This window comes from Hippea sp. KM1 (assembly GCF_000526195.1).
GTDB lineage: Bacteria > Campylobacterota_A > Desulfurellia > Desulfurellales > Hippeaceae > Hippea.
On sequence record NZ_JAFP01000001.1, the window covers coordinates 738,268 to 761,510 of the forward strand.

General features: G+C 43.2%; 25 protein-coding genes. 5 read left to right on the plus strand and 20 right to left on the minus strand.

The features are described 5' to 3' along the window. Positions 1–95 precede the first annotated feature (95 nt). The 14 genes from D891_RS0103760 to D891_RS0103825 all read right to left on the minus strand — a co-directional run bounded on the left by D891_RS0103760 (position 96) and on the right by D891_RS0103825 (position 14,771). Entirely contained in the window at positions 96–692 is a 597-nt protein-coding gene (locus D891_RS0103760) for a beta/gamma crystallin-related protein (RefSeq protein WP_156919061.1), read from the minus strand. A 109-nt stretch (positions 693–801) separates the two neighbouring features. After that, positions 802–2,016, minus strand: a complete 1,215-nt coding sequence (locus tag D891_RS0103765) for an EAL and HDOD domain-containing protein (RefSeq protein WP_025209697.1) — start codon at positions 2,014–2,016, stop codon at positions 802–804. A 9-nt stretch (positions 2,017–2,025) separates the two neighbouring features. Continuing rightward, positions 2,026–2,499 carry a thioredoxin family protein gene (locus tag D891_RS0103770; RefSeq protein WP_025209698.1) on the minus strand — a complete coding sequence of 158 codons (474 nt, stop codon included), beginning with the start codon at positions 2,497–2,499 and terminating at the stop codon, positions 2,026–2,028. A 51-nt stretch (positions 2,500–2,550) separates the two neighbouring features. Next, positions 2,551–2,868, minus strand: coding sequence for a nitrous oxide-stimulated promoter family protein (locus D891_RS0103775; RefSeq protein ID WP_025209699.1), 318 nt, complete (start codon positions 2,866–2,868; stop codon positions 2,551–2,553). Continuing rightward, positions 2,865–4,139 (minus strand): phosphoribosylamine--glycine ligase, encoded by a 1,275-nt coding sequence (purD, locus tag D891_RS0103780; RefSeq protein ID WP_025209700.1) that lies wholly within the window; start codon positions 4,137–4,139, stop codon positions 2,865–2,867. The genes D891_RS0103775 and purD overlap by 4 nt, the downstream gene beginning before the upstream one ends. Before the next feature lie 8 nt (positions 4,140–4,147). Next, positions 4,148–5,758, minus strand: coding sequence for a methyl-accepting chemotaxis protein (locus D891_RS0103785; protein WP_025209701.1), 1,611 nt, complete (start codon positions 5,756–5,758; stop codon positions 4,148–4,150). Positions 5,759–5,818: 60 nt separating this feature from the next. Next, positions 5,819–6,493 carry a cytochrome c biogenesis CcdA family protein gene (locus D891_RS0103790; protein ID WP_025209702.1) on the minus strand — a complete coding sequence of 225 codons (675 nt, stop codon included), beginning with the start codon at positions 6,491–6,493 and terminating at the stop codon, positions 5,819–5,821. A gap of 5 nt (positions 6,494–6,498) precedes the next feature. Beyond that, on the minus strand, positions 6,499–7,356 hold the full coding sequence (locus tag D891_RS0103795; protein WP_025209703.1) for a MinD/ParA family protein: 858 nt from the start codon (positions 7,354–7,356) through the stop codon (positions 6,499–6,501). Continuing rightward, the gene (gene flhF / locus D891_RS0103800) at positions 7,349–8,548 is read right to left on the minus strand and encodes a flagellar biosynthesis protein FlhF (protein ID WP_025209704.1); all 1,200 of its coding nucleotides are present in this window, start codon (positions 8,546–8,548) and stop codon (positions 7,349–7,351) included. The genes D891_RS0103795 and flhF overlap by 8 nt, the downstream gene beginning before the upstream one ends. Further along, entirely contained in the window at positions 8,545–10,617 is a 2,073-nt protein-coding gene (gene flhA / locus D891_RS0103805) for a flagellar biosynthesis protein FlhA (RefSeq protein ID WP_025209705.1), read from the minus strand. The genes flhF and flhA overlap by 4 nt, the downstream gene beginning before the upstream one ends. A 47-nt stretch (positions 10,618–10,664) precedes the next feature. Continuing rightward, the gene (locus tag D891_RS0103810) at positions 10,665–11,948 is read right to left on the minus strand and encodes a chloride channel protein (RefSeq protein ID WP_025209706.1); all 1,284 of its coding nucleotides are present in this window, start codon (positions 11,946–11,948) and stop codon (positions 10,665–10,667) included. Next, positions 11,917–12,933: an AI-2E family transporter gene (locus tag D891_RS0103815; RefSeq protein ID WP_025209707.1), complete on the minus strand. Its 1,017-nt coding sequence runs from the start codon at positions 12,931–12,933 to the stop codon at positions 11,917–11,919. Before D891_RS0103815 ends, D891_RS0103810 begins: the two co-directional genes overlap by 32 nt. Further along, positions 12,930–13,976 (minus strand): polysaccharide deacetylase family protein, encoded by a 1,047-nt coding sequence (locus D891_RS0103820; RefSeq protein ID WP_025209708.1) that lies wholly within the window; start codon positions 13,974–13,976, stop codon positions 12,930–12,932. The genes D891_RS0103815 and D891_RS0103820 overlap by 4 nt, the downstream gene beginning before the upstream one ends. Continuing rightward, positions 13,977–14,771: a TIGR00266 family protein gene (locus D891_RS0103825; protein ID WP_025209709.1), complete on the minus strand. Its 795-nt coding sequence runs from the start codon at positions 14,769–14,771 to the stop codon at positions 13,977–13,979. An 84-nt stretch (positions 14,772–14,855) separates the two neighbouring features. On the opposite strand from D891_RS0103825, the gene D891_RS0103830 reads away from it, so the two are divergent. Genes D891_RS0103830 through D891_RS0103845 form a run of 4 tightly spaced genes read left to right on the plus strand, consistent with a single transcriptional unit; the run spans position 14,856 to position 17,609 of the window. Next, positions 14,856–15,107: a Sec-independent protein translocase subunit TatA/TatB gene (locus D891_RS0103830; protein WP_029951987.1), complete on the plus strand. Its 252-nt coding sequence runs from the start codon at positions 14,856–14,858 to the stop codon at positions 15,105–15,107. Beyond that, the gene (tatC, locus tag D891_RS0103835; protein ID WP_029951988.1) at positions 15,076–15,819 is read left to right on the plus strand and encodes a twin-arginine translocase subunit TatC; all 744 of its coding nucleotides are present in this window, start codon (positions 15,076–15,078) and stop codon (positions 15,817–15,819) included. The genes D891_RS0103830 and tatC overlap by 32 nt, the downstream gene beginning before the upstream one ends. After that, the gene (locus tag D891_RS0103840) at positions 15,791–16,558 is read left to right on the plus strand and encodes a prepilin peptidase (RefSeq protein WP_025209712.1); all 768 of its coding nucleotides are present in this window, start codon (positions 15,791–15,793) and stop codon (positions 16,556–16,558) included. The genes tatC and D891_RS0103840 overlap by 29 nt, the downstream gene beginning before the upstream one ends. A 4-nt stretch (positions 16,559–16,562) precedes the next feature. Continuing rightward, positions 16,563–17,609 carry an LptF/LptG family permease gene (locus D891_RS0103845; RefSeq protein ID WP_025209713.1) on the plus strand — a complete coding sequence of 349 codons (1,047 nt, stop codon included), beginning with the start codon at positions 16,563–16,565 and terminating at the stop codon, positions 17,607–17,609. Here the strand turns inward: D891_RS0103845 and lnt are convergent. From lnt to D891_RS0103870, 5 genes are read right to left on the minus strand one after another with little or no spacing between them, the layout of a single operon-like run. After that, positions 17,560–18,969 (minus strand): apolipoprotein N-acyltransferase, encoded by a 1,410-nt coding sequence (lnt, locus tag D891_RS0103850; protein WP_025209714.1) that lies wholly within the window; start codon positions 18,967–18,969, stop codon positions 17,560–17,562. The two genes, D891_RS0103845 and lnt, sit on opposite strands and share 50 nt — an antisense overlap. Then, a complete protein-coding gene (gene fmt / locus D891_RS0103855) occupies positions 18,947–19,900 on the minus strand; it encodes a methionyl-tRNA formyltransferase (protein WP_051453554.1) in 954 nt (317 codons plus the stop codon). The genes lnt and fmt overlap by 23 nt, the downstream gene beginning before the upstream one ends. After that, on the minus strand, positions 19,867–20,373 hold the full coding sequence (gene def, locus D891_RS0103860) for a peptide deformylase (RefSeq protein WP_025209716.1): 507 nt from the start codon (positions 20,371–20,373) through the stop codon (positions 19,867–19,869). Before def ends, fmt begins: the two co-directional genes overlap by 34 nt. Positions 20,374–20,414: 41 nt before the next feature. Beyond that, positions 20,415–21,503, minus strand: a complete 1,089-nt coding sequence (locus D891_RS09450) for a molybdopterin-binding protein (RefSeq protein WP_025209717.1) — start codon at positions 21,501–21,503, stop codon at positions 20,415–20,417. Positions 21,504–21,508: 5 nt separating this feature from the next. Continuing rightward, positions 21,509–22,252 (minus strand): sulfite exporter TauE/SafE family protein, encoded by a 744-nt coding sequence (locus D891_RS0103870; protein WP_025209718.1) that lies wholly within the window; start codon positions 22,250–22,252, stop codon positions 21,509–21,511. Between the two features lie 105 nt (positions 22,253–22,357). Here D891_RS0103870 and trxA point away from each other — a divergent pair, with 105 nt between their 5' ends. Continuing rightward, on the plus strand, positions 22,358–22,717 hold the full coding sequence (trxA, locus tag D891_RS0103875; protein WP_025209719.1) for a thioredoxin: 360 nt from the start codon (positions 22,358–22,360) through the stop codon (positions 22,715–22,717). A gap of 155 nt (positions 22,718–22,872) precedes the next feature. On the opposite strand, the gene D891_RS0103880 is transcribed toward trxA, so the two are convergent. Further along, entirely contained in the window at positions 22,873–23,133 is a 261-nt protein-coding gene (locus tag D891_RS0103880; protein ID WP_025209720.1) for an RNA recognition motif domain-containing protein, read from the minus strand. Between the last annotated feature and the right edge of the window lie 110 nt (positions 23,134–23,243).

A 23,243-nucleotide genomic window follows, 5' to 3' on the forward strand; every position in this document is an offset into this window, starting at 1 on the left:
GGGATTGATACTAACAGTATTTTTCTAAAATGTCAAGAGAGCGATTCTGCTCATGTTGAGGGGGATTTTTTAGAATAAGAGGGTTTTAAGCCCCCTTATTGATCGTAAGAATAGCACTTAATCGAGGATATCTTGTTGTCGTATCCGTATTCGCTTAGCCTTTCGTAAGATCTGCCAGGAGTAAGCTGAAATAATTGGTGCTTGAAGTCCTTGTCTTTGTAAAAATCACATGCAAACTCCGCATCGCTCTTAATCCTGACGGAGGATATCTTATCATTGAACGCACTGGATAGCTTCTTTATATAGGTTTTGTGGGTTAGTGTTAAGCTTTTGCCGGCATAATGTGCATGTTCATAGGCGGCACTCTCATATGCTGTTGTAAAATAGCCCTCTTTGGCGCATTTTATAGAGGAGAACTTGTCATTCCACCCGGACGGCATCTCTTCTGCCGATGTGCCAGCCTCAAGTATCATCGAGCCACCGCCAAACTTTGAATTCTTTGTAACGACACATTCTGTATCGGGATCGATGATGTATGAGGAGATCTTGTCGTTCCACCCTTTGGGCATGTGGGCATACTCTTTATCTTGAGCAACCCTTAATTTTTTTCCTTTGAAATGTGAATGGTAATAAAACCACCCACTGCCCGCCATAGCAACACCGTTAAACACAAAGATAAAAGCTGCCAACAACAAGAGAGCCCTTATCCTAAATACGCCTCCTTGGGTTTAATTTTGTTTGGTTAACAATAGTTCCCCCTGCCTTTTGGTTTATTATTATCCTATGTGGTGTTTTGTCAAGTTATATTAGATAGATGCTGTCTGAGAACTCTATGGCTTCGAAATAGTATTGATTGATGTTTTCGTTTATCAGGTTGGTTTTTTCTGCAATACCCTGTGCGGTTTCAAAATCCCCGTTTTCGTATGCCCTTATGAAGTCCAAGAGCTTTTTGTATGTGTTGTTTTTTCCAAGGAGTGCGCCTTTTATCTGGCTGTCGATGTAATCGAATTCCTTTAGAATATTCTCCATGGGTTTGTCCAATATGGAATCAATTAAGGAGAACATGCCCATTATGTAGGCTTTGTCCTTGTTTAGGTTGAAGTGCTCAGCAAGCAGAGAGGCAAATTTACCCCTAACGGTGGAAAGCACTATAAGCTCTTGTGGTTTACTCTCTGCCAATTTTGAGACATACAATAGGTTGAGCCATTCCTTGGTCTTCTTCTCACCCAGTATGGATACGGCCTTTTTTATTGAGTTTACCTTTGTCTTTAGGCCAAAAAACGGGGAGTTTACAAGGGATAGGAGCTTTGTGTGCATATACATATCCCCGCTTATCAACTCAACCAAATCGTCCATTGTGCTGTTGGGGTCGTTTATTGTTCTTAGGGCCTTTATCAAGGTCGCCTGATAGGGGGATATATCCCTTTTGGCCTCTATGGTGGGTTTCTGGAAGAAGAAGCCCTGGAAGTAATGGAATCCCAGGTTTAAGGCAAACTCAAAATCCTCCCTGGTTTCGACCTTTTCTGCCAAAAGTTTAAGGTTGTAAGGTCTGTATAGTTTTAACTGCTCTTCAATCTCTTTTTTTGATAGCTCAAGGAAGTCTATCTTTATGATGTCTGCAAGTTCAACGAGCTGTTTTTGATGCTCCAAAAACACAAAATCGTCCAGAGCGATTGTGTATCCCAGTTTCTTTGCATCCTTTAAAGACTCTATTATGTTTTCTTCGGCTATTACATCCTCAAGCACCTCTATTACGATCTTTTCTTTCGGCAAGGCCTCGTATATGCGATCCAGGATGAGGTCTTTTGTGAAGTTTATGAATATCCTTCCCTGCTTTGCTATCTTGTCCAATCCCATATTTATGAATGCATTTATGATTACCCTGCTTGTGGCCGTATTGCCGTCTATGTTTGATCTGGATGTCAGTGATGAGAACTCCTCCCTGTAAAGCAACTCATATCCAAATGTATTGCCGTTTCTGTCCAATATAGCCTGCCTGCCGATAAGGAAATCCATCCTTACACCTCAAGGCGTCGATAGATATTCGTTTATCGACATGGTTTGATATGCCCTTGTTGTTATGTATTTTAAAACCCTCACCATGGTTTTGGGTTTTATGTATCCCGGTATGGTTAGAATCACTTTTCCGTCTTTGTCTGTCAATACTATAAACGGCGTTGAACCCCTGAATCCGAACAGCCTTGCCAGGCTTGCCGTATCGAGCTTAAGCCTTCCTTTGGCTGTCTGTATCGTATAGTAATTATCCTCGTTTATGTGCACAAAGTATAACTCAAACCCCTTTAGCTGTTCTTTTATATCGGGGTTGTTTTCAAGATCCTTTTTTAGCTTTATGCAGTAAGGGCAGGTTGTTGAGTCAAAGACGATAACCATCGGTTTGTTGTTGCTTTCTATATTGATGGTTTTGCCGGGTTTTTTTGAGCAAGCGTATGTGAGAATCAAAATCGTAAAAGCCAGAAAGACAAAAAATCTCTTTAGCAATTCATTCCCCCTTAAGAACATTTTTACACAATCAAGCGCCAAAGTCAAATGTTAGAAGAAATAGTGAAAAATCCAATCGAGCCTCCCCCTCTTTAGGAAATACATGCCGCTAAACTTCATTACCTCCTTGATCTTCTGTCTCATCTGGGGTTTATAGCAGTGTATCTTGCAATGTTTACACTGCGGTTTCTTCTCAAGTGGGCAGTTGTAAAGCCTCTCTAAGGAGTATTGAAGCAGCTCATAACACTCCTTGCAATACCCGTCTTTGTATTCTTCAACCCCCTTCTTTAGGTGGTTTTGTTTGCAATACACCTCTATGAATTTTCTTAGTATCCTTTCGTCCTTCTTTATCCGTTTCTCTTTTTTCACAGATGTCTATAAGCCTTGTTTCCAATATCGGTTCTGTAATGCATCTTATCGAAGTGTATGTATTTTATTGCGTTATAGGCTTTCTCTTGTGCCGTTTTGAACTCCTTATCCATACCTACGATATTCAACACCCTGCCGCCGTTTGTTATAACCTCTCCATCCTTTAGCTTTGTGCCTGCATGGAATACTATGACATCCTCTAAATCTTTTACCTTGTCCAGACCTTTTATCGGCTTGCCTTTTTCGTATTTTGCAGGATACCCGCCACTTGCTAAAACAACACCAACCGCATAGCCTTCCTTCCACTTTAGCGAGTATTGGTTTAGATTGCCCTCAATTGTTGCTAACATGATCTGGACTATATCGGTTTGCAAAAGGGGCAGTATGGCCTGGGTTTCAGGATCCCCGAAGCGGCAGTTGAACTCAAGCACATAGGGCTTTTTGTCTTTTATCATTAATCCAGCATAGAGCACGCCTTTATAGGGAGCCCATTCCTTTTTCATACCATCAATGGTCCTCTTCATTATGTTGTCTATTATGTATTGCTTAAGCGCCTCATCCACTATGGGTGCTGGGGCGTATGAGCCCATACCGCCTGTGTTTGGCCCTTCGTCGTTGTTGTATACCGGTTTGTGGTCCTGAGCTGCTATCATCGGCAGTATATTCTCACCGTCGCTGAATACTAAAAACGATGCCTCTTCCCCCTCTAAAAATTCCTCTATAACAACCCTATTGCCCGCCTCGCCGAATCTCTTTTCTATAAAAATAGCCTCCAATGCTCCTATTGCCTCTTCCTTGGTTTTGGCAACAGTGACACCCTTGCCGGCTGCAAGCCCATCTGCCTTTACGACAATAGGCGCTCCCTTTCTTTCTATGTATGCCTTGGCTTCATTGAAGTCTGTGAATGTTTCATATTCTGCTGTGGGTATGTTGTATTTCTTTAGGAAGTTCTTTGTAAAGGACTTGCTTGCTTCAAGCTGGGCTGCCTTCTTAGATGGGCCAAACGCCTTTATACCTGCCTCAGATAGCCTATCCACTATACCGTCGGCCAGTGGGTTTTCAGGCCCCACAGCCACAAGATCTATGGAATTTTCCCTGCAGAACTTAACCACACCGTCTAAGTCCTCTGCGGATATGTCTATATTTGTTGCGATCTCTGCCGTTCCTGCGTTGCCGGGTAAGCAGAACAACTCATCGCACAAAGGGGATTGCTTTATCTTCCATGCTATTGCATGCTCTCTTCCACCACCACCTATTACGGCTATCCTCATCTTTCCTCCTATACCTCAAACTTATTTACGGCTTCTGATACCCTCTGGGCTATCTCCTTTAGCTCAACAGAGGCCCTTGATACATCCTCTGCCGCCTTTGCATTCTCTTTGGCTGCGTTGGTTACCTCTTGAACCTGTGAATCTATCTCGGCAACCGTTGCAGATATCTCCTCTATGGCGGCGCTTGTTGAGTTTATCTCCTCTATGGTTTGGTTTGTCCTTTCGACAACCTCGTTTATGTGATCCTTGTTCTTCTGTATGGCCTCAGCCTCGGCCAGTATGCTGTCTTGGGTGTTCTTTGTTTTCTCTATGGCCTTTTCGACATCAGCCTGCATCTGAACAATCATATTCCTGATCTCTTCTGTTGAGGATTGGGTCTTCTCAGCAAGCTTTCTAACCTCATCGGCAACAACGGCAAAGCCCCGTCCTGCCTCTCCAGCCCGCGCCGCCTCTATGGCAGCATTTAGCGCAAGCAGGTTGGTCTGGTCTGCTATATCGCTAATTACATCGACGATCTTGCCGATGTTTTTGGAGGATTCACCCACGACATTTATCTGATGCATGGTCTCTTCGGCCAATTTGGCGTTTATATCCATGTTTCTTACGCGCTCTTCTATGTCGTCTATCATCTTGTGGTTGACCTCACCTATTGTGTTTGCCAGGTGTGCGACATTCTCAGCAGACTTGGCTATATCGTCTATGGCTTTTGTTGTGTCGTTAATGGCATGCACAATCTCCTCCATGCTCCTTGTCGTCTGTTCATTTGTTGCAGACATCTCAACGGCAGCCGAGGATAGGCTTGCAGAATGGCTAACCATAACATCGCTGGCCTCTTTTATGTTCTTCACCATAGCCTCAAGCTCTTTTGCCATATCGTTTAGGTCTTGCTTTAGCTTGCCTATCTCGTTGTTTGAGTCTATCTTGAATCTGACATTGAGTTTACCCTGCCTGAACTGGTCTATGATTACAGAGACATCCAGAAGCGGCACAAGCAGGTAATTGTTTATGGCTATGTATCCAAACAGCAATAGGCCTGCCAGGATTATGTATATGATCAAAAGCACCGTATTTGTTGTGTTTAGGCTGGATTTTAAGTTGCTCATCGTATTCCTCATGGTGCTTATCCTTGTGTTTGTCAACTGCGTTATCTGTGAGTCAATAGACATGGTCATCTTATCCACCCTGTGTATCTCATCGGCTATTATCTGACCGCTTGCTATCGATTTTTCTATCTGCTCAATGGCTATGGATAGCTGTTTTTGTATGGCCTCTTTGAGGTTTCTTAGTCTTGATTTTTCCTCTTCAGACAGAATGGCCGAGTATTTGCTTGTGTCGGTATCGATTAAGCGGTTTATGTTGTTGAAATAGACCTTGGCCTCTTTAAGGAGGTTCCTGTCATGGAGCGTATAGGCCTTAAGCAGGAGTTTTTCCCCCTTTGAGAAGTTCTGCTCTATCTGGTGGTATAGTTGAATCTGTGTAAGATCCCTGTAATAGATACCGTCTATCTGGTTTTTGTTTTTGTTTATCACGGAGAATGTGTATATAGTGGCAAAAATAAACCCTATCAGTATCAATCCGAAGCTGCCACGCGTTAGATTCTTAACCGAAATATTCTTCATAACCCACCCCCCGCATCGTTTTTGATTCTAAATTTAAGTTAAATCATCTTCTTTTCAAGACTAAAAACCACCGTTATAGATTAGGTATACACCCGCCAGTATCAACATTATTCCGCTTGCCTTCTGGAGCAGATCCAGCCTCTTTAGCGCCTTTGATACCTTGAAGAAGTAATTTATTGAGAGTGAGAAGATAAGAAACGGCAAACCTATGCCCAATGAGTAAAGCGACAGGAGTATGATACCCTCCCTTACGCTGTTTGAATCGGCAGCGAGGATCAGGATGGATGAAAGCATCGGCCCGACGCATGGACTCCACCCGAATGCAAATATTATGCCGAACACAAAGGATGATACAAAGCCGTGTGAGGGCATGCAGGCTGTGAACCGTTTGGTTTGTGTTAAGAGCTTGATGTTTATTATGCCCGATAGTTGCAGGCCGAAGAATATCAGTATGGCTCCGGATATCTTGGCAAACAACACCTTATTTGTTAGAAGAAAAGCCCCTATACTGCTTGAGGCTGCCCCCATCGTTATGAATATGAGTGCAAAACCGAAAATGAATGCCGTTGTCTTTGCAAATATGAGCAGCGGGTTTGTTTGATTTTTGCTTTTTAGCTCCTCAAGGCTGTGGCCTGTGACAAACGAGATGTAAACCGGTATCAAGGGAAAGATGCATGGAGAGAAGAAGCTCAAGATTCCAGCAAAGAACGACCCCCAGATAAGATTTAAACTCATCTATTTCAACCTCCTCCAAACAGCGACGCAAAGAAGCGTGCAATGGGATTTTCCTTTACCTTGATGTTCTCCTTGAACATCTTGTTTATAAACTTTTTCATCGATATTGTAAAGGTGGAGTTGGGGTGAAGCTGTGCGATGGGCTTTTGCTGCTTAACGGCATTGGGCAGATTTTTATCGATTAGCGCAAAGCCGGCATTCTTAAACTCCTTTTTTAGGAAGTTTTTGCATATCTTGTTTAAGTTGTTGAGCGTGTTTTCTGCCTCCTGGGGTGTTTTTGCCATGTTTACGAATATACTTAGGTTTTCCTTTTTGTAATTGGTGTATGCTATCTTTAATATGGCATAGGCATCCGCTATCGATGTGGGTTCTGGTGTGGCTATGACCACGATCTCCTCGGCGCTTTTTAGAAAAAATGTCACCTTTCTTGAGATGCCGGCCCCTGTGTCTATAAGCAGGATGTCTGTGTCCTTTGTGATCTCTAACATCTCATCCTTTATCTTCGAAAAGACCGGCTCGTTTATGTTGGCGATTTCCTCAACCCCGCTGCCTGCCGGTATGACTTGAAAGTTGTCGTTGACCTTTATCATGATGTCTTTCATCTTTTTGCCGTTCTTTATGACATCGATTAGGGAATATTTGCTCTTTAGGCCAAGCAGTATGTCTATGTTTGCCAAGCCTAAATCGGCGTCAAAGACTATTACCTTCTTTCCTATGCTGCTCAACAGATAGGCTACATTGGCCACTATGTTTGTCTTGCCAACCCCACCTTTGCCGCTGGTAAATGCTATAACCCTGCTTTTCTTTTTGTCTTTGTTCTTTTCACTAACCATCTTTCTCAACTTCTCAGCCTGATCAGCCATTTTTTACCTCTCCTTTTACTATTAAAGAGGAGATTTTCAAAGGTTGGGCTTCCATTATGTCGTCTGGGACATCCTGACCGAAGGAGACATACGATACGGGTTTTTTTAGCTTCACCACCAGATTCAACATGCTTCCGGGTGTTTTTGTCTCGTCCACCTTGGTAAATATGAGATCGTCTATAGGCAGGACGCTGAATCTTTTATAGATATTCAGGCAATCCTCCTCCTTTGTGTTGATGGCCATTACAAGCGATAGGTGAAGCCTGTTTTCGCCTTTGAATATGCCGAAGATCTCATTAAGCCTTTTGATGTCCTGAGGACTCCTTCCCACCGTGTCCACTAAAACCACATCCATGTCTTTTAACTCACCCAAGGCGTTTTTGAAGTCCTCCTTTGTGATGCTGACAATGGCCGGTATGTCCATTATCTTTGCATAATTCAGGAGTTGATCAACGGCCCCTATACGGTATGTGTCTGTGGTTATTATGCCCACCTTCTTATCCTGTTTTAGCTTGTATATGGCGGCTAATTTGGCCAATGTTGTGGTCTTGCCGACGCCTGTTGGTCCAAGCAATACGATGTTCTTTTTGGTGGGTTTGCTCTGTTTGAAGAACTGCGATATTACCACCGATAGGTATTCCTTTACATACTCCTCATCGTTGAGCTTTGACTTGTTTATGTTTCTGTATAGGCCTATGGCGATCTTGTATGCGTATTTTTTCTTTATGCCTATGTCGCACATGTATGTGAAGTATTTGTTCATGCCCAGTGGTATCTTTGAGATGTCTATCTCTTCGGTCTTTTTGACATAGTTGATTGCCGTTTTTAAGTCGTTTATGTCGTTTTTTATGTCGCTTACAAGCCTCTCTATGCTCTCTTTGCCTGCCGATAGTATTAGCTGCTCAAGCTTTTTTATTCTTTCTTCTAATTTTTCCGTCTCATTACTTGTTTTGTTTGTGGATATCTTATTGCCTGTGTATTTCTCAACCACATTCTTGAATTTCTTGTCTGGCTGCGGGGGTTTGTCGTCTATTGCTGCTGTAACCTCATACACCTCTTTCTTGAAAAACGAGAAGAACGAACCCTGCTTGACCTTCTTGTATGAGAGTATTACAGCCTCCTCACCTAAGTCCTCCTTTATCTTCTTTATGGCCTCTGGCATGGTTGGCGCTCTGTATGTTTTTACGATCATAGCTCTATACTACCTATGCTTTTTATCTGAACCCCCTCGGCTATTTCAGCATAAGAGATTACAGGCACCTTGGGGAAGAACCTCTCAATGAATCCCCTAAAGTATCTTCTTATCTTTGGAGATGTCAAGATAATTGGCTCTATTCCGTTTTCTATGGCATTGCTGATGGCTTCCTGCACCTTTTCAAGGAGCTTTTCCGATATATTGGGCGGCAGATCCAGGTATGTCATGCCTCCCTGCTCCTTTAGGTTTGCATTGAGTATGCCATCGACATTGTTGCCCAGTGTTATTACATGAATGGTGTTGTTTTCGTCTTTGTATTTGTTTGTTATGTGTTTGGCCAATGCTGCCCTTACATATTCGGTTAAAATGTCTGGGTCTTTTGTGTATGAGCCGTAATCGGACAGGGTTTCTGCAATGGTTATCATATCCCTTACGGGTATCCCCTCGCTTAAAAGGTTTTTCAGTATCTTGTGTATTACGCCTAATGAGAGCTGGTTGTTTAGCTCCTCTATGATCTTTGGGTAATCGCCCTTTATGGAATCCAACAGTTTGCTTGCATCCTGCCTTGTAAAGATCTCCGAGATGTGGGTTTTTATCAGCTCTGTAAGGTGGGTTATGATTACCGTTATCGGGTCAACCACCGTATAGCCCTTAACTATGGCGTTGCTTTTGTCTTTTGCGTCAATCCAGATGGCATCCAGGCCGAATGCCGGCTCCTTTGTTGGTATGCCCTCTATGTCCTTACCGCCCCCTGGTTTCATAGCCAAAAACTTATCCGGATAGACGGTGTATCTTGCCACCTCAACGCCCTTTATCAAGAATACATATTCATTCCTGTCTAAGTTTAAATCGTCCCTGATCCTGATAGAGGGTATTATAACGCCTAATTCTGTGGCTATCTGCTTTCTCATTAGCTTTATGCGCTTTATAAGCCCTCCGCCGTTTTTCTCCTCAACAAAACTTATCAGGCCGTATCCGATTTTAAGCTCCAATAGATCAACCTTTATGGCTTCCTCTATGTCCTCTATGGTTATCTCCTCTTGTGGCTCTTCTGCTGCCTCCTCCTCAAGCTGCTTTTCCTCCTCCTCTTTCTTCTTGCTTGATGAGATGGAGTATGCTATGGCCGCAAGTATGGCCGCAAGCAGGATTAAATGGAGTGTCGGCATGCCAGGCACAAACGACATAATAACCAAAACAACAGAGGCTATATAGAGCGTCTGGTATTGGTTTATCAGTTGGTTTACGATATTTGTTGAAAGGTTGGCCTCCTCTGAGCTTCTTGTGATTATGATACCTGCTGCCGTTGATACGGTTAAGGCGGGAAGCTGGCTTACAAGGCCATCGCCGATGGTTAAAACGGTGTATCTGCTTGCTGCGGCCGATAGGCTCATGTGGTGTTGCAAAACACCTATGATGATGCCGCCGATTATGTTGATTGCCGTAATTAGAAGGCCTGCGATGGCGTCTCCACGAACGAACTTACTGGCACCGTCCATAGCTCCATAGAAATCGGCCTGCTTTGAAATCTCTTCCCTTCTCCGTCTTGCCTCTTTCTCGTCTATCAGTCCTGCATTGAGATCTGCATCTATACTCATCTGTTTACCCGGCATTGCATCGAGTGTGAACCTTGCTGCGACCTCGGCAACCCTGCCAGCACCCTTGGTGATGACAACGAAGTTTATAATTACCAGTATTATGAATACGATCAAGCCCACGACATAGTTTCCACCGACAACGAAGTATCCAAATGTCTCTATCATTTTACCGGCAGCCTCTGGCGATTGACTCCCGTGCAAAAGTATTGCCCGTGTGGTTGCCACATTCAAGGAGAGCCTAAACAGGGTGATGGCAAGCAGAATAGATGGAAATGTTGAAAAGTCTAAAGGCCTTGGAACATACACGCTTATGAAGAATATAAGAAGCGCCAAGGCAAAAGATGTGGAAACAAGGAAGTCTATTATAAAACCCGGCAGGGGTATGACCAAAACGGCAAATATGATGATGACGGTTAGAACTACACTGAAGTCGCTAAGCTTTATGCCCCTTAAATTCAACTCCTTCTCCATATCCTATCCATTATAACTAACTTAGATAGTTTTTTCCAATACCTATTTTAGTTTAGCTTGCACTGCTTTTGGGATGTATAGGCGTTTAGTCCGTATGAGAAGACATAGCTGGCTATAACGGAGGCGGTTAGTGGTATGATGAGGTCTGTCTGGCTGATCTCCAAAACCAATACAATGGCCGCCAGGGGTGTTTTTGCCGTTGCTGCAAGGAACGCTGCCATACCGCTTAAGGTAAAAAGGACGGCGTTTTCTGAAAACATACCCCCCACTATGTTGCCAAGGATTGCCCCCATCAACAGACTTGGCAGTATCAGACCGCCCGATATGCCAAAGCCGATGGTTAGGGGTATGATGATAAGAAGGAGCAATAGGTATTTGATAGCGTCGAAGGGTGGCATCTGGATGGTGGCTATATTTGTCAGGGCCTGATAGTTTACGCTGGCATTCAACAGGTTTAAATAGTCGTTGCTCAGTAGGCTTATAAGAAACGGCATTGCCAGCACAACCCCAACAATTGGCCTTGCAATAGGGTTTATGGTTAGCGATATGCACCTTGCAAAGTGGAATGATGTTAAGAATATGTATATCAGAAGGGCTGTTGCTATACCAAGAAGCATCAGAAGCGGTATGCTGTGTATAGACCATGGTATGTTCTGCGTGGGTATGTCCATAAGGCTGTGTTTACCCCTCAGAAACGAAAAGACTATATAGCTGAACACCGATGCGATTAATACCTGCGGGAATGAGTCGTATTCCATATCCGATATGTATGAGATCTCCAATGCGAAGATAGCACCGCCTAACGGGGCCTTCAGAAGGGCCGAGGTAAAGGCAGCAGCGCCAATCAGGGCTATCTTCCTTTTGTCTGTTTTGTTAAGCCTTAAGGTTTTGGATAGATAGAGCGATATGGATGAACCCATAAAGAACGACGGGCCCTCCCTTCCTGCTGTAAAGACCCCCGAAAGTGCCAATACGCTGATTGTAAACTTCTTGATTAGAGCCCTTGCAGGCTGGGGTTTTTCCATGTTGTTTAAGACATAGTTTATGCCCGGGCCTGCTATGGATGGGTCTTTTCTTATAAATAGGCCGGTTATTGCTGCAACAAATAGGCTAAAGAGTATTATATAAGGCGTTCTGTTTGGCAGGTGTGCGTTGACCTGAACAACCAGATAATCAAAAACGCTTGCTATAACGCCTATAATAATACCACATATCGCAGAAAATGGAATCCACTTGAGTGCATAGGTTGCTATCTCGACCCAGTTGAAGTGTGTGCATTTTATCGCCTGTTTGCAGTTTTTAAGCGTGTTTTTTAGACTTGTTGGAAACATATGTTTTAACCAGCACATCGCCCACCGATATAATCACAGGGCCCAATATTATACCGATGGGGCCAAATACGATTATGGAGCCGAGTATGCCGAAGAATAGAATCATCGAGTGGATGTTGATCTTGCTGCTGATGATGATGGGCCTTATGTAGTTGTCCACTGTGCCTATGGCTAAGCTCCCCCACACAAAGATGAATATGCCCTTGAAATATAGCCCGTTGATGAGAAGGTAAATCGATACGGGCACCCATATGATCGCTGTGCCGACAAGCGGTACAAAGGAGAACATGGCAATCAAAAACATCCACAGAAAAAATGCATTCAGGCCAACTATTAAAAAGCCGATAGCGCCAATGACGCCCTGAATGAATGCTGTTAATACGCCGCCCAAAACCGTGGCGTTTATGCTATCCCTTATGGATTTTAGGATCTTATAAAAGCTCTCCTTATCGTCTATCATGGATGATATGTATCTTAAGAAGTCCTCAGAATCCCTGATGAGATAGAAGGCTATTATGAATGAAAACAGAAACTCTGCCACGATCGTGTAGGTCTGGGAGAATATTGCGCCCACATTCTTTGTTATTATTATGCCTGTGTTCTTCAATAGGCTGAATATGGCATCGTCCAATTTGTCTATATAGGGTGCAAAGACCTTGAGCTTTGAGAATGTCTGGAGCTTTGCGATGATGGTGTTGAATGAGCCCTTTATGTTTTCTATGTTGCCTATGAACTTTTCCGATTCGTCCACCATGATGTATATACCCAGTGTTATGGGTAGGGCTATAATTATCAAAACGACGATTATGGTAAGAAGCGATGCTAAGTTTTTGCTTTTGAGCCTTTGTTTGAACCTCTCAAATAGCGGATAGAAGACGATTGCTATGGTTATGCCCCAGACAAACGCCTTCCAGAACGGAAGCATTATGGCAAAGAACGCTATGGCCACTATTATCAAAAAGAAGCCTATAAACGCAGATCTCATACTAAATGATACACCTTAGAATAGATTTTTGCTATCGTTGGGTTTGAGTATATCCTTAACCTCTTTCTAAGCCAGGCGGGGTTCTTTCTGACCTCCACCCTGGGCAATAGATAGGGATAGGTGTTTTTCTCCACAAGACCGACATTTAGGGTGAGGGCGGCCTTATAGCCGGCCTTTTGCAGGTGGTATATGACATCCTCGTCGTAATGTCCCCAGGGATAGCAGAAGAAATCTATCTTGCGGTTTAATCTTTCCTCTATTATTCTCTTTGATTGGTAAATCTCACGCTCTATGCGCTCCTCTTTCTCCTTCTGTGTGTCAAAAAGCACCTTAAGGCCGTTTTTTCTTATAAATGTCCTGGCCTTTTTCCTTAAAACGGATAGGGCGTCCTTCCTTTTGAAGAACAGAACGCCCCCTTCGTTTTTTACAAACTCGGCAAGGTAATCCCTTAATCTTGGATCATCCCTCATGCAGAGGGTGGTGCATTCCCATTTTTTGTGATAAATGGGCAGCCCCAGCCTCCTGTCGTTGGTTAGCTCTAAAAACCAATCGTATGAATTGTCCTTGTTGAATGTGTGTATCTTTGGACAGCAAAAACACGCCCTGTGGTTTAGGGAGTGGCTGCCCACCTCAAATACTCCGCTGTCGAGCATCAAGACAAGCTCGCTCCAACTTACATAGGTTGATCTCTCTATTAGCTCCTTAGCCTTGTTGGCTATGTTCATGCCTGCAAGCTCCTCATAGGTGGCCCTCTTTATGCCGTCTGAGACCTTGTTTGCTATGATGAATATGGTTGCAAAAAATCCGTGTTTTTTGAGTATCGGGTATGCATAGATGTAATTGTCTGCATATCCATCATCGAATGTTATGTGAACGGTCTTGTTGGGCAGCGGTTTGTTGTTTTCTATATAGCTGTAAATCTCACTCAACCTTATGGGTTTGAAGCCGTTTTCCTTAAGTGTTATAAGGTTTTTTTCGAATGTATCCGGGTCTATCCTTTTGCCGTAGTCTATGTTGTGATAGCACAAAATCAGGCTTCCCATTTAGTCGTTATCCCCATCAAGCAGCCTTCCCAGTCCGCCTAAGATCGAGCCTTCGCCCTTTTGTGAACCACCTGCTGTCGGTGCGTTTTCTATTATCCTGTCTGCCAGCCTTGAGAACGGCAAGCTCTGCAGGTATACGGTGCCGTGGCCTTGAAGCGTTGCCAAGAACAACCCTTCGCCCCCAAAGAACATCGATTTTAGCCCCTTTACCATCTCTATTGAATAGTCGATCGATTCGTCAAACGCCACGATGCAACCTGTATCAACCCTTAGCCTCTCTCCGTTTAGCTGTTTCTTTATAACCGTTCCTCCTGCATGGATGAATACCATGCCATCACCGGATAACCTTTCCAAAATAAACCCCTCTCCGCCAAACAGGCCTGTTCCGAAGCGTTTTGTAAAGGCTATATCTATGCTTGTGCCGTATGCTGCACATAGAAATGCATCTTTTTGACAAATAAGATCCCCTTGGAGTTTGCTCATGTCAACGGGGATTATCTTTCCCGGATATGGAGCCGAAAATGCAACCCTGCGCTTTTGCGTATCCCTGTTTGTGAAGTGCGTAATGAAGAGGGATTCCTGTGCTAACATCCTTTTTCCGGCCTTGAATAGCTTGCCCAAAAGGCCGCTGTCTGCATCCGAGCCGTCTCCCAACTTTGCCTCGAAGGTTATGCCGTCTTCCATATAGTTCATTGCGCCTGCTTCTGCAATTACCGTCTCGTTCGGGTCTAATTCAACCTCGACTATCTGCATATCATCGCCGTAGATCTGATAGTCAACCTCATGGCACCTCATAAACACCTCCTTTTTGAAAAAGGTTATTATTTTTTGACAAAGAGGTCAACTTTTAATAGGCTTTTTAGCGTTTGGGAGGTTGACTTGATCGGAACACCGGAGCTTATAGTAATTGCCGTTATTGCGCTGTTTATAGTGGGCCCAAAGAGATTGCCAGAGATCCTAAGGGGTGTGGCTTACCTGTATAAGAGCATATCCAAGGCGATGGATGAGCTAAAGAGGGAGCTTGAGGAGGATTTGGAGGAGATTGAAGAGGTTAATCCGAAAAAGCAGATAGAGAAGAAGTGGGAAGAGTTTTTGAAGGATGGGCAAGAGGATAAGAAAAGATCCAAATAACATGACGATCCTTGAGCATATCGAGGAGTTAAGAGTAAGGCTATTGTGGATTATAGGTGGAATTTTAGTGGCTATGGCGGGGACGCTGTCCTATTCGGAGAGGGTTATAGAGATAGCTGTGAAGCCCCTAAAGGAGGCCCTACCAGAGGGCAGTAAGATCATTTTTACAGGCGTCACCGAGGCTTTTTGGGTAAGGATAGAGGCTGCCCTGGCTGCTGCGATAGTCATCAGTATTCCTTTCACCTTCTATCAGATATGGTTGTTTGTCAAACCGGGTTTAAAGGAGAACGAGAAGCGTTTTGCCATACCATTTGTTGTTGTGTTTAGCATCCTCTTCATAGGCGGTGTTTTGTTTGCCTATTATGTGGTTTTGCCACTTGGTTTTAAGTTTCTGCTTAAATACGGCGGCAAGGATCTGTCTGCCATGCCCAGCATAAAGCAGTATATGTCTTTGTTTTTGAAGATGGTTACATCGTTTGGCCTTGTCTTTGAATTGCCTATTATATCGTTTATTTTAGCCCGCATGGGCATCATAAACGGCAGGGATCTGCTAAAGCGATTTGACTATGCATTGCTTGTTATATTTTTTGTTGCGGCTATCCTGACGCCCCCCGATGTGTTTACCCAATTTTTGATGGCTGCACCTTTGACACTGCTCTATGTTTTGAGTATTATCATAGCGTATGTATTTTCAACAAAAGATAGTTCTTGATTTAATAGCCTTTCTGTTTGGCTTGATTATAGGCAGTTTTTTGAATGTTTGTATATACAGGATGCCTTTGGGCAAATCCATCGTCTGGCCTGCCTCGTTTTGCCCAAACTGCAAGCACAGGATCAGATGGTTTGATAATATCCCGATTGTAAGCTATATACTTTTGAAGGGGAGATGCAGGTATTGCGGCGAAAGGATATCCTTGATATACCCAACCGTTGAGCTGTTGAGCGGGGTTTTGAGCCTTCTTTTGGTGGATAGATTTGGCCTTTCTGTGGATACGGTTTTTCTTGCCGTGTTGGTTTACGGTTTGATTGTGGCAAGCTTTGTCGATTTTAAGCACATGATAATACCCGATACGATAAGCTTGGGCTTAATACCAATAGGGCTTGTCTATGGCTATATCAAAGGGGAGTTTCTGTTTTCACTCTATGGAGCTATAGCGGGTTTTGTAATCCTGTATGCTGTGGCTTTCTTGGGCAGGATTGCATTCAAGAAGGAGGCGATGGGCGGTGGTGATATAAAGCTTCTATCTGCCATAGGCTCTTTTGTTGGCGTTAAGGGGGTGTTGTTTAGTCTGTTTTCTGCATCCTTCTTCGGCAGTGTTGTCGGTTTGGGTTTGATTGCTTTGAAGAGGCGCTCTTATGCTGACAAACTCCCATTTGGGCCCTATCTGTCCTTAGGCGCTATAGTCTTTATCTTTGTGGGTAATCAGATCATTCATTACATTTACGGGTAATGGCATGTTTAAAAAGATAGATGTTTACATATTCAAGGGTTTGATTACATCGTTTGTTATCTCTTTCTTTGTTATAACCATAGTTATGCTCATAGGCGATTTGATAAAGCTTTACGATCTGTTGTTCGGCAAGGGTTCAAGCTTGATGGTGTTGATTAAGGTTTTGGGCTATACGGTCGTTTTTCTTTTGGTCTTTATCGTGCCTATGGCGCTTACCGTGGCGATCAATTATGTCTATTCTGAGCTTTCCAATAACTCTGAGATAACCGCTATGCGCAGTTGCGGTATCTCACTGTTTAGGGTCTATCTGCCGGCGTTTATTTTTAGCCTGATTGTCTTTGTCTTGTTGTTCTATTCTACTGCTTTCCTTGCACCCCAGGCTAAGCTTTCCTATAGGGTTGAGCTTGCAAAGACCTTTAGAAACAAGGTCTATGCGGCGCTAAAGCCCAAGATGTTCTATGATAAGATAGGTGGTGTGTTGTGGATAGAGAACATATCACCCGACAAAAAACACCTCGCAAATGTCTTCTTTGCCCAGAAGGATAAGGTGTTTTTGGCAAAGAAGGGGCAGTTTAAGGACATACCCTCAGGCATACTTGCCGAGTTTAATTCTGTGAATATGTATAGTTCAACAAAGGATGGTTGGGAATACGGCAGGTTCAACAAATACGAGGTGGCGTTTTTGACCGGAAAGGGTTATTTTAAACCCGACAAGAACGATACGCGGTTTATGGATTTTAGGCAATTGTTTAAGTATTATCTAAAATCCCACGATAAGGAGGCGCTTTACAGGATAAACAAGACCATCTCCATGTCTGTTAGCGTATTTGTTTTGTCCCTTATAGCCTTTAGCTTTGGTATAACATTCTCTCGAAGTGGCAAAAGCGCCGGTATCGTTGCAAGCCTTTTTCTCTTTTTTATGTTCTATGTTGTTTTGATGCTGGGTGAGTCTTTGTGTGAGACGACATCCAATCCTTATTTTATCTATTTGCCCAATGTGGTCATGTTCGCCTTCGGAGCGTATATCTTCTATAAAAAGGTAAAAATGTAATAAATAGCACTATTAAATAATCGAAAATCCATCCGAACCTATCGTATATGGTTTTTTCATAGATGGGTATGTTTAGCTCGGCCGTTAAGATGCCCCTTTTGTCTGGCATCAATCTTCGAATGATCTTTCCAGATGGACTTACGATGAAGCTTAGGCCTGTGTTTGCGACCCTTATAAGGGTTGTTTTGTTCTCTATCGCCCTGTAGATATCGCTTCGTGGGAATAGATAGAATGTGGGTGTTTTGTCAAACCACGCATCGTTTGTAAACACCGCCAGCATCTCTGCGTTGAGCTTTTTGTAAGACTTAGAAATGGAGGGGAAGTTTTCCTCATAGCATACCATGGGCCCTATGCTGATGCCCTTTGTTTTGAAGATAACATTCCTTTTTCCTTCTGTTAGGCTGTAATCATCTCCCATGTTGAGCATGCCCAAGAGTGGTATGAACTCTGCAAAGGGGACGAGTTTTTGTTTGTTGTAATAGGCTATCTTGTCTTTGGAATACATCACCACTGAGTTGTAATAGTTGTTCTGTTTCTTTCTTACAGCGCCAAAGATGAGCGTAAAGTCGTTTGAATACAAAAGCTCTTTCACCCTTTTTGAGTATTGTTTGCTAAACAGGTATGGATATGCAGATTCGGGCCAGAATACGATGTCGCTTTTTAGTTGATCGGACATCGACAGGTATATGTCTAAATTCCTGCTTAGAAGATCAACCTCCCACTTCTCATTTTGAGGTATGTTGCCCTGAATTAGCGATATGCTTATGTGTTTGGAGGTTTTGGGTTTACCGATTGGTATAAAAAGCGTCAGTGCGATTATGGATGCTATGATGAGCGATGGTTTGAGGTTCTTCTTTAGGGCATACAGTATGGCCATGTTGATGTAGAGTATCTTTAGGTCTATGAACATGCAGCCGAAGATCGATGCGTCTTTTAAGAAGATGGGCATGTTGTATGTTAAGATGTTGAGGTTTCCAAGCGGCAACCCATAGAGTGCCTTGTTTTTTAAGACCTCAAATGCAACAAAGATGGGTGGAAAGAGCCATAAGCTTACCTTGAGTTTTTTGAATGTATAGGCGCTGGCTATCAGATAGAGTAAATGGTATATCGACAGGCCCAAAACCAACAAGACGGCAATGGCCGAATTTAGGCCGTAATAGACATGGGTGCTTTTGTATATGCCGCTATATATGAACACAACAAACGGTAAGAACGCCGCTATTGTTGATTTTATCGGGTTTTTCTTAAAAAAATACAGATACGGAACAAGCCCTATGAAGCTCAACCAGGAAAAGAAGAACGCCGCAATGAGCGGCAGGGATATGAAATAGATAAGCCTATTGTATAACCTGTCCGACATTCAGTTTATATCCGGCCAAGAAGGCCTCAATGGGCATGGCTTTTTTTGACTGCGGTTGGATGGTTTTTATGGATATGGCGTTTTCCCTGCAGCCGATTATGAGTTCTTTTTTCGATACCTTTATGACCTGAGCCGGTTTTTTTATATCGGTTTTTACCTCTTCTGCCTCAAATATCTTAAACAGCTTGCCGTCAAGGTAAAAATAGGCCGTTGGCCAGACATAGAATGCCCTTATTTTGTTTACAATTTCTCTGGCCGTTTCGTTTTCGAAGTCTATTTTACCGTCTTCCTTTTTTATGATTTTTGTGTATGTTGCAAGGCTTTCGTCCTGCGGTCTGGGTTTTAGACTGTCAATGTTTTCTAAGGCACACAGGATCATCCTTGCGCCTATCTCTGATAGCCTATTATGTAGCGTTTCATAATTGTCGTTTGGGTCTATCCTTTCTATCCATTGCATATAGACATCGCCTGCATCCATCCTATCTATAACATCGATCAAAGATACGCCTGTGTATTCATCCCCGTTTAGTAAGGCGTAATTTATTGGTGAAGGTCCCCTGTATTTGGGTAAAATAGACGGATGGATGTTTATGGACATTTTTGGCAGCTTGAGCATCTCGTTGGGTATGAATTTGCCGTATGATACAACGACAAACAGATCGGCGCCAAACGCCTTTATCTTATTCAGGGTTTCTTCCGTTTTTAGCTTTTCAGGCTGAAAAACCTCCAATCCGTATTTTAGGGCTAATTCCTTGGTCGGTGGTTGAATAAGCTTTTTGCCCCTTTTACCCTTTGCATCGGGGGTGCTTACAAGCCCAACGACCTCGAATTGATTGGATTTTATGAGTGCCTCTAACGGTTTCTTTGCAAAGTCGCTTGTGCCGAAGAACAGTATTCTCATTGCCTTTCTTCCCTCTGTCTTTTTTTCCATTGTTTTTTAAATAGCTCCCTTCTTGTTGGTGATAGGTGGTCTATGAAGAGCTTTCCGTTTAGGTGGTCTATTTCGTGCTGTATTACCACGCTTAAGAACTCGTCGGTTTCCAAGATCTGTTCGTTTTCGTTTCTGTCTAAGTATTTCACCTTTATCCACTTCTTTCTGTCCTTAACGACATCGTAATAGCCCGGGACACTTAAACACCCCTCTTCATGCTCCTCAAAGACACCCTCCGATGCTATGATAACGGGGTTTATAAGCTCTATGGGCTGGTTTTTGCCATCAGGCCTTAGGTCGATTACCACCAGTTTTTCTTCCAATCCAACCTGTTCGGCTGCAAGACCTATGCCGTTGAATTTATACATAACCTCTCTCATCTGCTCAAGCAGGCTTATGATCCTATCGTCGATCTTCTCCACATCCCTGGCCTTTTTTCTCAGTATTTTATCTGGATAAACCCTTATCTCCATTTCAACCTCCCGCTGAATGATAAAATTTATCTGTTTAAAAATCAAGAACTCTTAAGCATCTCATAGATAAACCCGAGCGTTCTCTTTGATACGGACTTCCTCATAAAGTTTATATTGCCCATATATCTAAGCGTGTGGGTTGTGGTGTGTGAATTTATGCGCAGCTTAAGGTCGAATTCATTACCCACTAAGTTGCACGGGCAGGCCACTATGTCGGCCTTCTCAAAGGCATTGTCTATATTTGTGTTTGAATCGCTTACAAAACTGCCCACAAACGGCGCCTTATCGAACATCAAAAGGGCTAAATATCCGGCCGTTATGCTCTCTAAAAACGCTATTGTTAAATCCTCCTTCTCAAGCTCTTCTGCAAGCACATCCTCTATGGTTTGGTTTTTTGTTGAATATAACCTATATCCAAATTCGTTGGTCAATATCTCTTTTAGGTTTTGGAGTGAGTTTAGATCCTCAGATAACGCCCTTATAGCGAGTTCCCCCTCCATGGCGTTTAGTATGATCCTGACATCTTTGGGGTTGAGTTTTTTTATGAATTCATCGGCGTCTGATTCAGGCACGCCGGTTAATTTAAAATCGTATCGATACAGCTTTGTTGGGTTTACTATCTCCTTTATGCTCTTCAGAGCGTAATTTTCAAACATGGGTTTCATTTCGCTTGGCACCCCGGGCATGCAGATGAAATGGGAGTGTTCGCAGCTAAGCAGGATACCCGCTGCTGTGCCGTTATGGTTGGGCAAGGGCTTGGCCCCTTCTGGCAGATAGGCCTGCCTTGTATGACTTATCTTTAGTTTAACGCCTTTGACCTTTACCTTGCTTATTATATCAAAATAGGCTTTTTTGTTGAGTTTTAGCCGTCTTCTGCAGTGTCTGGATAGGGCTTCTGTGGTTTTATCGTCGAATGTTGGCCCTAAGCCGCCGGTTGTAATGACGATAGACGGGTCTTTTGTTAGGTATTTAAACAGCGATACGATCTTTTCTGTATCATCACCTACAGAGAATATGCCATCAACCCTCAAACCCTCCTGATTTAGCCTTGTGGCTATGAAGTTTGAGTTTGTATCGACTATTGAGCCCTCTAATATCTCATTACCAATGGAAACAATAAATATCCTCATCTTCTTCACCCTATAATCAACAGTTTTAATGCAAATACAACAAGCAGTGCAAGCACCGCATACCTGATGAACCTATCGCCTTTCTTTATGGACAAGGCTATTGCAAGCCTTGCTCCCAACATGCTGCCCAATCCAAGGAGTATGCCTATTGTGAAGTTTACCTGATGGGAGAGTATGAATATGGGCAGAACCGTCAGCGTATAAAGTGTTATGATGAAGACCTTTATGGCGTTTGCCTCCACCATGCTAAAGCCACCCCACAGAGAGGCTGCAATAATGAAGAAACCGACGCCTGCCTGTATGAATCCGCCGTATACGCCTATTAGAAAGAAGGCGATAATCAAAAAAAGCCACTTTTTTGATGAGTATTGTTTGGCTTTTGAAAACTTATCGGGATTGTAAACGGTTATGAGGCTTATTAGAACCATCAATATGGCTATTATCTTTTTTAATAGGCTATTTGGTGTATGAACAGCTATATAGCTGCCTGAGAGTGCACCTAAGACCGCAGGCAGAGAAACGATAAGGGCAAATTTGGTTTTGAGTATTTTTAGCCTGTAAAATTTAGCCGAAGCGAATGTGTTTTGAAGCAGAAGACCAACCCTGTTGGTTCCGTTTGCGATGTTGGGTGGCAACCCTATGGCCATTAAAAAGGCAAGCGTAAGGAAGGAGCCCCCGGCTGCTAATACATTGATAAAGCCGACAATGCAGCCTATAAGCAGAACAAGTGCGCCTTGAGCAATGTCCATATATCCATTTTACTTCTTAAAGGGGCACATGCAACAAAAATTGACAATCCGAGAGTCTTTATGTTAGGCTTTGGGCGTATAATTTTTTGTTATGGAGGAGTTTTGATGGTTGAAAATTTAACCACGCAGGATTTTAAGGAGAAGATCTTTAACTATGAAGTCAACAAGGACTGGAAGTATGAAGGGGATCTCCCGTGCATCATCGATTTCTATGCCGACTGGTGCGGTCCTTGTAAGATGGTTGAGCCTATTCTTGAGGAATTATCAAAGGAATACGAGGGTAAGGTTAAGTTTTACAGGGTTAATACCGATAACGAACAGGAGCTTGCAGGCGTATTTGGTATAAGGAGCATTCCTTCTTTGCTGTTTATACCCAAAGACGATCAGCCTCAGATGGCCGTTGGGGCTATACCGAAGGAGGCCTTCAAGCAGGCTATTAAGGAAGTTTTGAAGGTTGAAGATTAACAGGAGGGCTTAAGCTCTCCTTTTTTATTTTTTAAACTTTAACGAATAATAACTATTCGAGCTTTCATAACCCAGATAGTATAAAAATATAAAAAAACAATGAAAAATGTATAGAAAGGGCAGGCCAGCTGCCCTTCTTTTAGGTTAGGATTGTTTTAGAATCTGCGGGGTTTTCTTTCCCTTGCCTCGTTTACCTTCAGGTTTCTTCCTCCAAAGTTAACACCGTTCAGAGAATCGATGGCTTTCTGAGCATCATCACTGTTCATCTCAACAAAACCAAAACCCCTGGACCTGCCGGTCTCTCTGTCTGTAATGATCTTTGTGGAGCTTACCTCTCCATACTCCCCAAACAGTTCCTTCAGCTCATCCTCCGTAGTGGAGTAGGGCAGATTACCCACATAAAGCGTCTTAACCATAAAAACACACCTCAACAAAAAATCTATTGCTAAACACCTGTGGCATTTAGCTCTCCATTAACCTATGGTTGTAAGCCAACGGAGTTGAAGCTTTATACCACAATGCACCA